The following is a 12,371-nucleotide window of genomic DNA, read 5'->3' on the forward strand; positions in this document are numbered from 1 at the left end:
AGATCACTGATGTACCAGAAGCAAACGAGCCTCTGCAACCAGATACAATGATCCAATCACAAGTATTAAATCATCTTCAGTGGCAATGTTTTTCGCCTGTTTCAAAGCCTTTTCTACAGAGGAGTTTGCTTCAATTGTGATGGAAGGAGATGTTAATAAAGCCTGCTCCGCTAGTTGATCAGCCGGAACGCTCCGCGGTTGCCTATCTACTGTTGTAGTGATCAAAAAGTCTGTGACCTCTCCCAACATTGATAACATAGACTCCACATCTTTATCTCGCATCATAGCGGTAACAACAATACACTTTCGATATGTATACAAACGTGTAATGGTTTCTAAAGACTTTCGCATACTATCTTCGTTATGAGCTCCATCCAATAAGAGAAAAGGTCGCCTTCCAATCTGCTCCAAACGACCTGGTATAAAGGCTTGTAGCATACCCATTTCAATTTGTTCTTCAGCCAGCATTACAGCATATCGCTGTTGCAAGATTTCGAGTGCCATCAATGCCACTCCGGCATTCTCAATTTGATGCTGTCCACGAAGTTGAATAGCAAGCCGAGAATATGTACGAAATAACGTTTCAACTTTAAACTCTTGACGCTCTTCATTTTCTATCAGTTTACTCACATGAAAATGTTGATTTCCTTGATAATAGGGAGCATTTCTCTCTTTTGCTATCTGTTGGATTACAGCTTGCGCCTGATCAGATGAAAAACCACAAACAACTGGAACTCCTGCTTTAATGATCCCAGCTTTCTCAAACGCGATCTGCTCCACAGTATCACCCAGTTGCTCACGATGATCAAGTCCAATTTGTGTAATCACTGAAATCAAAGGAAAAACAACATTTGTAGCATCAAATCGTCCTCCAAGACCTGTTTCTAAAACCACATAATCTGGAACCGCTTCTTTTGCAAAATAGCATAGTGCAACAACTGTCCAAAGTTCATAAAAACTAGGCGATTCAATTCCCTTTTCCTTCATTTCCTCAATAAAAGGCCAGAGCTTATTTACCCATCTTAAAAAAGATGCTTCGGAAATAAATTTACCATCTACTTGAATTCGTTCATTCCAAGCTAAGATTGGAGGAGATAAAAACACTCCTACCGAATAATTCGCTTCACGCAACACCGACGATATCATCATCGATGTTGAACCTTTCCCGTTTGTCCCAGCGATATGAATGATCCTTAACCTTCGCTGCGGATTTCCGATCCGCTCTAACAACCATTCAACACGCTCTAAACCCAATTTCATTTCATGTTCTGGTCGTAATTGTTGAAATAACTCATTCGCCGAATAAAAAAAAGGGCGATCCTCTTTCAATCTAGTTCCTTCCTTTCCCACTACTTCTCCAACAAAATCCTGCACCTCATTTTTTCATAGGATCATTTTTCCGTCAATCAAAGAATAGCAGAGATCGACATAAATAGACAATTAGTATTTTTAATAAAAAAACCTTCACCGTAGTGAAGGTCTTTAAATCAAGATACTGGCTCAATTTAGTGTTTTAATCCAAACACCTGTTTTATATGTTCAAACATTGCCATCGGATCAGCCAAAAATGTGATTAACAAAACTGTACCGATTAACAAAACACTTAAAAAAATAATAAATATCATTCCACGATACGTTTTTTTTACCATGGACTTAACCAAATTCAAGGCAATATTCTCCTTCCATAATCTCCCAAAAATCAATGGTCTCATTTGTCGACCGCTTCTTCTTTGGAAAAAAGCTCAAAATCGCCTATTCCTATTCTCCACTTTTCATTGGGTTCTGTCTAGGGGCAAATCAACGATACACATTTTACATAGGTGCATATATTTGAATAATAGCAACTTTATTTACTCAGGGAATTTTTGTTGAACACTGGGTAGTCCCCAAAAATTAGAGGGTGATCATATGGGAGAAAGTATTATCTGGACCTTACTGCTGTATCTGCCGATCTTTGGTATTCAACAAATGATTTACAAAAAAATAAAATAGTCCATTAAAAAGTCCCCATTTCTGAATTTAAAATGGGGACATATTTGATCAATCATGCCTCATTTGAAGTTGGGGTGTGAGATGCCGTTTCTTCTTTGCATTGTGGAAGATGAATAATCTGCCCTTTCGTAACACCACCTTGTTCAGAAAATCGATTTAACCTCTGTAAATGTGATGTAGAGACCCCATACTTTTCAGCTAAGCTCTCTAATGTATCCTCTTGCTGGGCAATAGCCATTCGAATCGAAGTAAAATCTTCTTTTCCTTCCCTCAGTAACCAAGATGACCATTTCTCTTCTGCTTCTGTTTTCTGCTCGATCGCTGATTCCTCAGTCTCATCAGCGGAAACATCTTCTTCAGTAACATCCTCTTCGCTGGAATCTTCTTTCATGTGTTTAGCTCTTTGATCTATCACTTCATCTGTTACATGTTCAACTTTTTCTTCCTTTGTATCAGGTGGTTGTTCATGAACATTTTCTAAATCTTTTTGTTCCTCAATAATCTGCTCCGCTTCTGTTGGTATTGCCTTTTCTTCCTCTAATCGCTCATCATCATTTTCATCTGAAAATGTATTCTGTACCTCTAAGCCAGAAAATGTTGGGGTAACACCAATTTCTTCAGATTCCAATGCTCTTTGTCTTTCTTCAGGCATTAAACCATCGATTGCTAAAATCGCCTCAATTTGTAGCTCAAATGGAGATAGAACTGTGTAATCAAAGGACTCCACTTCTGCCGATAATTGATCTTGCTGTGCACGATCTGCTGGCAAGGTGATCTCAACAGGTATAATATATGAAATCTCTTCTTGCGCTTCATTTTGTTCAAGTTCTAATAAATTACTCTCTTTTGACGAATCCCTATCTTCATCTTCAGCAAGATAATGCCCTCTCAAGCGTAAATACCCTTGAATCTTGAGATGATTTCCTTTGTCAAGAATCTCAACCTCAGGATATAAATTCAAGTCAAGCAATGAGCCAATACCCGCTTGCTGTGGATGCAAACGAACATTTTCACTGATATCAAATCGCAATTGGCTAAAATCTTTCTCTTCCAACAAGCATTCCCCCTAAGATCGCCTTATTTCCCCTATTTATATGCGATAGAAAAGGTAATATACTTGGATAGGAAGAACATAACAAAACCAAAACGATCTAAATCTACAAAAAAACCCTCTTTTCAGAGGGAGTTTTTATTTTATTCTATTCTCTAACTTTCTGTCGCTAGTTTTTTAAATACACGGCGAATAATAGCAACTGTTTGCTCAATCATTTCATCAGTATGTGCGGTTGAGACAAACATCCCTTCATACTGTGATGGTGCTAATAGAATACCTTCGTTTACCATCTGTTGATAATATTTTAGAAAAAGATCATTGTTAGATTGTAATGCCTGCTGATAATTCGTAACGGGTTGATCGCTAAAAAACAGTCCTACCATGGAACCAACACGATTTATTTGAACTGGAATCTTTGTTTCCTGTCCTGACTGTATAATACCTTCAGCTAGCTTTGCTGCTGCTCGTTCGAGCTTTTGATAAGCCTCTTCGGTTAACTGTTCTAATGTCGCTAATCCAGCCGCCATTGCCAGTGGGTTTCCAGATAATGTACCTGCCTGGTAGACAGAGCCTTGGGGAGCGACCAGCTCCATAATCTCTCTTCTTCCTCCATATGCCCCTACTGGAAGTCCACCGCCAATTACCTTACCCATTGTTGTCAAATCGGGGGTTACTTGGTACAATCCTTGCGCTGAGTAATAATCAACACGGTATCCTGTCATTACTTCATCAAAAATCAGCACTGTACCGTATTTTTCGGTTATTTCTCTCAATGTTTGCAGAAAACCGGGCAAAGGCGGAACCACGCCCATGTTTCCTGCAATGGGCTCTACAATGACGGCAGCCACATCATTACCATATTGCTCCATCACTTTGGTAAAAGATTCAGCGTTGTTATAAGGAACCGTCATCGTATATTGCGCAACCTCTTTTGGTACTCCAGGGCTATCTGGAAGACCTAAGGTTGCGACACCTGAACCGGCACGAATTAATAGACCATCCGAATGACCATGATAACTACCTACAAATTTGAGAATGCGACTGCGTCCTGTATAAGCACGTGCTAGACGCAACGCACTCATAGTTGCTTCAGTACCTGAATTCACCATACGTACTACATCAACGGATGGCATTCGCTTCGTTACTTCTCTTGCCATCTCAATTTCTAGCTCAGTTGGTAATCCAAAGCTAGTCCCTCGATGCAAAGCTTGTTCGATTCGCTTTACAACTTGAGGATGTGCATGGCCTATAATCAAAGGTCCCCAAGAACCAATATAATCGATATAAGGATTACCATCTACATCGACTACTTTAGCACCCTGTGCTTCCTTTACATAGATTGGATTCATATCAACAGAGCGAAATGCTCGTACAGGACTATTGACGCCTCCGGGAATCATCTCGACTGCCTCTTTGTGAAAGGCAATCGATTTATCAAATGTGAGAGCCATTCAGCTTTAACCTCTTTTCTTCCCATTGATCCATTTCAGGTGTAAAATACTGTAATCTTGTTTTCTTATACTCTTTTGTGGAGTAGAGCGTAATACGATTTGTAACCTTGGTTTCATCTTCAATCGCTTGAAGAATATTTTCACACTCTTCTAGTGACCGTCCATGTACCATTGTAAAGATGTTATATGGCCAATCTGAATAGGTAGGTCGAAGGTAACAATGGCTCACTGCTTTGAACGAAGCCATCTGTTGACCGATCAAATCAACCTGATCTTCTGGGACTGCCCAAACTCCCATACCATTAAAACGAAAACCCGCCTTACGATGATTAAGCACCGCTGAAAAGCGACGCATCTGTTTCCGCTCAATCATCTTTCGTCCAGCTTCGAGCAACTCTTCTTCTTGAATACCTAGTCTTGCCGCACTTTCAGCGAATGGTCGTGACGTAATCGGTAAATCACGTTGTAATTCACGTATAACAGCAATATCAAATTCAGTAAGTACTTTATCAGCTTTTTGACGATCCTCTTCATTATATGTTGGCTTTGCTTTTGCCTTTGTACCATCTTCTTTTCCTGTCATATCAAGTTGAACCCCAATTTTAAATAACTTCAAAGTTGGCATTAAACGAATCGATTCAACCTGAGCCAACTCACCTAATAATTCAACTGTGCGTTCCAGCCCAATTCGACTATTGGGAGGTACAGCAATTGTAAACCATAGATTAAAAGCATGATTACGCTTATAGTTATGGGTCACACCAGGATGATCATTAATCATTGCTGCCGCTTCATCCAAACGCTCCTCAGGAATCTTTGCAGCAACCAAACTTGACTTATAACCCAAGGTTCTCGTATCAAAAATAGCAGAAATTTGTCTGATGGGATCACCTTTTAACGCTTTCACTCGTTCTATAACTGTTGACTCATCTATTTCTAACTGCTCCGCCAGTACTTGAAATGGATTGGGTACTAGCTCGATTCCAGCTTGTAGTCGATTGAGTAACATTTTATCCAATTCGTTCATTTTCCTCATCCTTTCAGCCAATTCGCCATATCTTTTGCATGATAAGTTAAGATCAAATCAGCTCCTGCACGTTTAAAACCAACTAATGTCTCTTCTACCACTTTCCGCTCGTCGATCCAACCTTCTTTTGCTGCTGCTTTCACCATCGCATATTCTCCACTCACATTATAGGCAACAATCGGTAATGAGAAAGCTTCACGAACTCGATAAATAATATCCAGATAAGCAAGCCCTGGCTTAACCATTAATAAATCTGCACCTTCAGCTATATCAGATGTTGCCTCTCTCATCGCCTCACGTGCATTTGCTGGGTCCATCTGATAGCTTCGTCGATCTCCAAACTGAGGTTTTGACTGCGCAGCGTCACGAAAGGGCCCATAATATCCTGAAGCATACTTCACAGCATAAGACAATATCGGAATATGTTCATACCCATGTTGGTCTAATGCTAACCGTATTTCAGCAACAAACCCATCCATCATATTGGAAGGTGCAATCATGTCAGCACCAGCTTCAGCTTGTGATACTGCAGTAGCCGCTAAAAGAGAAAGGGAGGGATCATTTAACACTTCACCATTTTCTACTACACCACAATGACCGTGAGATGTATATTGACAGAGACAAGTATCCGCAATCACATAGAACTGAGGAAACCTTTCTTTGATCCATCGAATCGCTTCTTGCACGATTCCATGACTATGATAAGCTTGACTGCCTTGTTCGTCCTTTTCAAGAGGCACACCAAAGACCATGATCGACAAAATGCCCAATTGCATTAGCTCATTTAATTCAGTTTCCAATTGGTCAAGTGAATATTGATAAATACCAGGCATTGAGTGTATCTCGTTTTTCATACCCTTACCTTCCACTACAAAAAGCGGATAAATCAAATCATCAACACGAACATGATGTTCGCGAATCATAGTTCGAATAGCATCGTTCCGACGAAGTCGTCGATGTCGAATAAATGAGTTCATTTGACTACCCCCATCTGTACATCATTTTGAATTGTTTCTAACAACCCATCTATGGTGTAGGTTTTCGCTACTGCATCTGCTTTTACCCCATACTCAGACAGTGTCTGAGCAGTAACAGGACCAATACAGACTAATGACGCATGCGCAATGCATGATCGCCAATTATCAAGATGATCTTTTAAAGACTGAATAAAATTATGTACTGTTGAAGAACTAGTAAACGTGATGATATCAATTTCTTTTTGTTCCAAACGTTGAATGATCTGTTTCGCATAATGGGTATTGATCTCTGTTTGATATATGGAAAGATCGGTCACTTCCGCATTTAGCTTGGTCAAAGCATCTACTAAATACTGCCGTGCAATATTGGCACGAGGTAAAAGTACTTGATCGCCTGCTTTTATTTTCTCTTGTAGTGCCTCTACAAGCGCTTCTGCGCGGTACTCTGATGGGAGCTGGTCAATCAATAAACCTCTTTCTTGTAATGCTTGAGCAGTACTTGGACCAATTGCTGCAATCTGAGCTTTCTCCATTCTACGAATATCAACTTGATTTCGTTTTAAGCTATCGAAAAAGTATTGAACACCGTTTACGCTAGTAAAAACTACCCAATCGAAGATTGATAACTTTTGCATCGCATCATGAATCGCAGCTTGATCAGTAGATTCTTTCATTTCAATTACTGGGAATTCAATTGGCTCCCCACCCAGCTCACGAATGCGATCAGATAATTGACTTGCTTGCGTTCTAGCTCTTGTAACAAGAATGCGATTGCCAAACAAAGGCTTTTTTTCATACCATTGCAGCTTTTCCCTTAGTTGTACAACTTGTCCTACAATGATAACAGCAGGAGAGCGAAAGTTATTTTTCTCAACTTTTTCTACAATATTTCCAAGTGTGCCCACCAATGTTTCTTGTTCAATTCGAGTACCCCAACGAACAAGTGCAATCGGAGTTTGGCTATCTCGTCCATGATCGATCAATTGCTGACATATATATGGTAGATTTTTAACCCCCATTAAAAATACAATCGTCTCTGTTGCTGTAGCTAATGAAGCCCAATGAATGGATGATGATTCCTTTTCTGGACGTTCATGTCCTGTTACAATAGCAAACGATGAATTAAAATCACGATGAGTAATAGGAATCCCAGCATAAGCGGGAACAGCAACTGCTGAAGTAATACCAGGCACAACTTCGAACGGAAGATCTGCAGCCACGAGCGCCTCTGCCTCTTCGCCACCGCGTCCAAAAATAAATGGATCTCCTCCCTTTAATCGTGTCACAATCGAACCAGCAGCAGCTTTTTCAACCAATAACTGATTGATCTCATCTTGTGTCATGGTATGACGATCAGGTAGCTTACCGACATATATCCGCTCTGCGCCCGGCTTGGCGTATTCTAGCAATTGTCTAGGTGCTAAACGATCATATACTAATACATCTGCTTCCTGAATGGCTTTCTTACCCTTTAATGTGATTAAACCAGGATCACCAGGCCCAGCACCTACCAGATAAACCTTGCCACTCATGACGTTTTCCCTCCCCTCTGACCCTCGATCTGCTCTTGTAACCAAGCTTGAAAATAATCCATCACTTTTGTAGGATAATAGCGACATAGATCAAGCCAATCATCCGACATTAATTCCTGTAATAAACGCTGACGTTCTTTCCGATCTGTAATACGTTGTTGCACCTTTTTCCTTGCTTCTCCTAATAAATCAATGTATAGCGAAAACTCATCTCCATATTGCTGTTCCAAATCTTGGCGAATTCGTTTGGAAAACATAGGACTTGCCCCTTGCGTTGAAATAGCAATTGTTAACTTACCTTGTCTCATCACTGAAGGAACAGTAAAGTTACAGAGCTCTGGTTGATCGACCACATTAATCCATTGATTTCTCTTGATCGCATCCTCATAAACTGTTTTATTCACATGGGGCCAATCTGTAGCAGCAATTACTAAGAAGGCGTCCTGTCCATCATTCGAATGATAAAGTCTTTGTTCCCACTGCAAATTCCCCTTTTTTACTTGCTGCTTTAAGGATTCTGTAATGGTAGGACTTACAATCTTCACGCGGGCACCACTTTCGATTAGTGAATGCACCTTACGCTCAGCAACTCTACCACCTCCTACTACTAAACAATTACGATCTGTTAAGCTGATCATCATCGGATACATTTTTGTCATTTTTGGGAATCCTCTTTTCTACACCCAATTGTGAAATGAAAAGCTAGTATTTAAAAAATAATAATTTACCATTAACAACAGTATGGACAAAAAGTTCCACCAAGCTAGCTTTCGATTTTGACATCCTTTCATCTTCCAATACAAAAGTATACAAGTATACACGATTAAAATAATAATAGATCCAATCGTTTTAGGATCAAAGAAAATGGAATGATCCATACGTTGATAAGCAATCCAAAAACCTTGGATTAATGAACATAAAAGTAAGGTAAGCCCAATTTGCATCAATCGTTTGGATATTAACTGAACCTGTCCCAAACTAGGTAAAAGACGTAAAATAGAGTGCCATTTCTTTTTCTTCAATAAGTAATTAGTAAATAAGTACATGCCTGCGCTACAACTTGATAATGAAAATGCTGCATAAGCTACCATCGCCATTACAACATGGATAAATACCCATTTTGACATCATCAGTTCTGTTATTAAAAAATCACTGCGAGGAAAAATTAAATGTTGCAGCCAGACAAGAAAACAAAAGAAGTTGGCAAAAACCAAAAGTACATCTAATTTTACAAAGTAAAGACAAATCAATGATCCAGTTAACATAGCCCATGAATAGAGAAAGAAACTTTCAAAACCTTGAAACGAGAAAAGTTGTATCAACCATAAAATAAATAATAACGACTCCATACCCCAAGCAACGATTGTGAAGGAAATTGTAACTTGACGAAGTCGTGTTTGGGGAGAGAAAAAATAAGTTAATGCAAATAGCAGATTGAAACCAAATAGGTAAATGAAAAAATTATATAACCAACCATCTGACATAAAACTCTTCTCCCGTTAAATAGATGTTGAAGAAGATAAACGGCTTTTCGCAAATTGAGCCGGCTCTTCCTTAGATCCCTCCAATCCTTCTTCTTCAAGAGCAAACAAATGAGCAAATAAAGTAAATATCTGCTCCCGATCCGGCTGTGCGGCAAGTTCTTTCACTCTTACAATCGGATCTCGTAAAAACTGATTGATTAAGCTCTTCATTTGTTTACGAATGATCCGTCGTTCTTGCTCTGTTAGATCAGGGAGTTTGCGCTCAATGCGCTGCATGACTTCTTCTTGTGCTCCTAGAGCTTTCTGACGTAATGAGTCGATCAATGGAATCACGCCAAGCGTATTTAGCCAATCAAAGTATTTACCTACCTCTGTTGTAATCCATTCCTCAATTCGCGATGCTTCTTGCTGTCGTAATTTTAAATTCTTAGCTACAATCTCCTGTAAATCATCTATATTATATAAAAATACGTTATCTAGTTGATGTAGTTTTGGATCAATATCACGAGGTACAGCGATGTCAATTAAAAATAATGATTCTCGCCGTTTTGCTAAGATCGGGGCAAATTCTTCTTTTGTAACCACTAACTCTGAAGCTCCTGTAGAACTAACAACAATATCAACTTCTCGTAGAGTAGTCGCCAAGTCTGCCCAAGCTCGAGCCTCTCCTTGGAAGATACCAGCCATTTTTTTTGCTCGTTCAAATGTACGATTGATAACAAAAATTTGCGAAGCCTCAGCATCAGCAAAATGTTTTGCTGTAAGTTCACTCATCTTACCAGCACCAAGTAACAATATTTTCTTATTTGCAAGGGAGGTAAAGATTTTTTTCGCTAGCTCAACTGCTGCATAGCTAACAGAAACAGGGTTTTTACCAATACTTGTTTCTGTATGAACACGTTTGCCAAATTGAATTGCCTGACGAAACAACGTATTAAATAAAGTTCCTGTTGTGCCCTGTTCTTGCGCATCCAAAAAGAATCTCTTAATCTGGCCTAAAATCTGCGTTTCACCAATCACTAACGAATCCAAACCTGCTACAACACGAAGCATATGATTTACTGCACCTTGATCTTGTTTGCAATAAAGATATTCTTGAAAGTCTTCTCTGGGAATACGAAACCACTCTTCTAAAAATGTTTTGCTATAATACTCACCTGTATGTAATTGATCACAGACCACATAAAGTTCCATTCGATTACAAGTGCTGACAATGACACATTCAAGGATGCTTTTCATTTGTCGCAAGTGCTGGCGAGCCAACGCTAAACGATCATCAGCAAAGGTGAATCTCTCTCGTAATTCAATTGGTGTTGTTTGATGATTACATCCCATCACAAGAATGTGCATTTTTCTCACTCCAAACTGTCATAAAAAGAATGATATCGTATTACTTGATTTCTTCTATTCTATGAATCATGCCCATTATAGCATAGTAAAAACAAACCCTAGTAGCAGGGTGTGAACAGATTTTGAAGGGAAATCACTTCATTGGTAGAATTTTAAAATTAGCTACACACTAACAAATCATACAGTATGTTAAGATAAACAGAAGATAGACAAAGGAGGTTGCTACCTTGCCACAAAAGAAGTTCATTGGCTTTTTTTTAGTCTTTTTTAGCGCATTGCTTTTGTTGTATCAAACAGGTAAAGCGCCGATCTCATCTTTTATAACTTGGCCTTTTATTCTTTTTTTTATTGCTTCACTACTTGTATTTATAGGATTTATTAAAGAAAATGCTCAATTAGTATTAATTGCAGGAATTGCCGCTTCAGTTGGTCTCTTTATTTGGGGAATGCAAAATATTATTAATTGGCCAACTCATTGGAGTATCCTTATTGTAATGTTTGGTATTGTAATCTTTTTGCATTATCTCGTATCTAAACATCATTTAGCAATTTCAGTTGCAATCATTCTCATTTTAAGTGGGTTATGTGCTTGGCCTGGATTACGTGATGTATCAGTACTTGCCCCAATTGCACCACTTTTAAACACATACTGGCCTGTTTTCATACTGGGTTTAGGGATTTATTTTCTTTTTCGCAAGTAAAAAGGAGCCTATAACACATTGGCTCCCAAACGAATCCAAAATCTATTTTGTTCATGATCTACTACTAATGGTACTTCAAAAAATTGACTCAGCCCATCAGAAGTTAGAACTTCAGCAGTTGGCCCTGACTTCGCAGCTTGGCCATCTTTAAGCAAAAGTGTATGGCCAAAACAAGAAGCAATCTCTTCAATATGATGCGTAACATAGATCATAGTCGGCGGATTGGGCTGCTGTGCAATTCGTTTAATCATCTTTAATACCTGTTCTCGAGCCAAGATATCTAAGCCTGTACAAGGCTCATCGAAAATCAATATCTCGGGGTTCGCCATCATTGCACGTGAGATCAGCACCTTTTGTCGTTCACCCTGTGATAAGGTTCCATACGACTGTGAGGAAAGAGGTGTCAATCCAAACATATCTAGCAATTCAAGCGCAGTTTGTTCATCCTGTTTTTCGATTTGATCATATAGCCGCAATGACCCATATTTTCCACTTAAAACAATCGAAAGCACACGATCCTGAGCATGAAGTTGTTGCTGCAAAGAAGAGCTTACCCACCCGATCCGTTGGCGCACTTTTTGGATTTCAACTTCACCAAATCGCGCACCTAATACTTCTACACGACCCTTTGTTGGCCATAGATACCCTGTAATCATTTGTAATAGCGTTGTTTTTCCGGCTCCATTTCGTCCCACAATTGCCCAATGTTCATTTTCCTGGACGTCCCAAGTGATCTGTTTTAGTATCCAGCGCTCTTCACGTTTCCACGATACCTGATCCAAAAAAAGTCTTCTTTTCGACAC

At 39.3% G+C, this 12,371-nt stretch carries 12 protein-coding genes; 1 reads left to right on the plus strand and 11 read right to left on the minus strand.

Going from position 1 to position 12,371, the window contains the following annotated elements:
* Positions 1–3: 3 nt before the first annotated feature.
* The 10 genes from BUB71_RS03190 to hemA form a co-directional block, all read right to left on the minus strand.
* Positions 4–1,329 (minus strand): bifunctional folylpolyglutamate synthase/dihydrofolate synthase, encoded by a 1,326-nt coding sequence (locus tag BUB71_RS03190; protein ID WP_084730987.1) that lies wholly within the window; start codon positions 1,327–1,329, stop codon positions 4–6.
* A 176-nt stretch (positions 1,330–1,505) separates the two neighbouring features.
* A complete protein-coding gene (locus BUB71_RS19375) occupies positions 1,506–1,667 on the minus strand; it encodes a hypothetical protein (protein WP_175552267.1) in 162 nt (53 codons plus the stop codon).
* A 377-nt stretch (positions 1,668–2,044) separates the two neighbouring features.
* The gene (locus BUB71_RS03195) at positions 2,045–3,046 is read right to left on the minus strand and encodes a LysM peptidoglycan-binding domain-containing protein (RefSeq protein WP_073151750.1); all 1,002 of its coding nucleotides are present in this window, start codon (positions 3,044–3,046) and stop codon (positions 2,045–2,047) included.
* A 152-nt stretch (positions 3,047–3,198) separates the two neighbouring features.
* Positions 3,199–4,497, minus strand: coding sequence for a glutamate-1-semialdehyde 2,1-aminomutase (hemL, locus tag BUB71_RS03200; RefSeq protein ID WP_073151753.1), 1,299 nt, complete (start codon positions 4,495–4,497; stop codon positions 3,199–3,201).
* Positions 4,481–5,524: a siroheme decarboxylase subunit alpha gene (ahbA, locus tag BUB71_RS03205; protein ID WP_245815497.1), complete on the minus strand. Its 1,044-nt coding sequence runs from the start codon at positions 5,522–5,524 to the stop codon at positions 4,481–4,483. Before ahbA ends, hemL begins: the two co-directional genes overlap by 17 nt.
* A gap of 5 nt (positions 5,525–5,529) precedes the next feature.
* On the minus strand, positions 5,530–6,501 hold the full coding sequence (gene hemB / locus BUB71_RS03210) for a porphobilinogen synthase (protein WP_073151757.1): 972 nt from the start codon (positions 6,499–6,501) through the stop codon (positions 5,530–5,532).
* Positions 6,498–8,033 (minus strand): uroporphyrinogen-III C-methyltransferase, encoded by a 1,536-nt coding sequence (gene cobA / locus BUB71_RS03215; protein ID WP_073151761.1) that lies wholly within the window; start codon positions 8,031–8,033, stop codon positions 6,498–6,500. Before cobA ends, hemB begins: the two co-directional genes overlap by 4 nt.
* A complete protein-coding gene (locus BUB71_RS03220; protein ID WP_073151764.1) occupies positions 8,030–8,692 on the minus strand; it encodes a precorrin-2 dehydrogenase/sirohydrochlorin ferrochelatase family protein in 663 nt (220 codons plus the stop codon). The genes cobA and BUB71_RS03220 overlap by 4 nt, the downstream gene beginning before the upstream one ends.
* 18 nt (positions 8,693–8,710) lie before the next feature.
* Positions 8,711–9,517, minus strand: a complete 807-nt coding sequence (locus BUB71_RS03225; protein WP_073151768.1) for a cytochrome C assembly family protein — start codon at positions 9,515–9,517, stop codon at positions 8,711–8,713.
* A 15-nt stretch (positions 9,518–9,532) separates the two neighbouring features.
* Positions 9,533–10,867 carry a glutamyl-tRNA reductase gene (hemA, locus tag BUB71_RS03230; protein WP_073151771.1) on the minus strand — a complete coding sequence of 445 codons (1,335 nt, stop codon included), beginning with the start codon at positions 10,865–10,867 and terminating at the stop codon, positions 9,533–9,535.
* Between the two features lie 227 nt (positions 10,868–11,094).
* On the opposite strand from hemA, the gene BUB71_RS03235 reads away from it, so the two are divergent.
* Positions 11,095–11,568: a hypothetical protein gene (locus tag BUB71_RS03235; protein ID WP_073151774.1), complete on the plus strand. Its 474-nt coding sequence runs from the start codon at positions 11,095–11,097 to the stop codon at positions 11,566–11,568.
* An 8-nt stretch (positions 11,569–11,576) separates the two neighbouring features.
* Here BUB71_RS03235 and BUB71_RS03240 read toward each other — a convergent pair whose 3' ends face one another.
* Complete coding sequence (locus BUB71_RS03240) at positions 11,577–12,371, minus strand: ABC transporter ATP-binding protein (RefSeq protein ID WP_073151896.1); 795 nt, start codon at positions 12,369–12,371, stop codon at positions 11,577–11,579.

It is taken from the genome of Seinonella peptonophila (assembly GCF_900129355.1).
In the GTDB taxonomy this organism is placed as follows: domain Bacteria; phylum Bacillota; class Bacilli; order Thermoactinomycetales; family Thermoactinomycetaceae; genus Seinonella; species Seinonella peptonophila.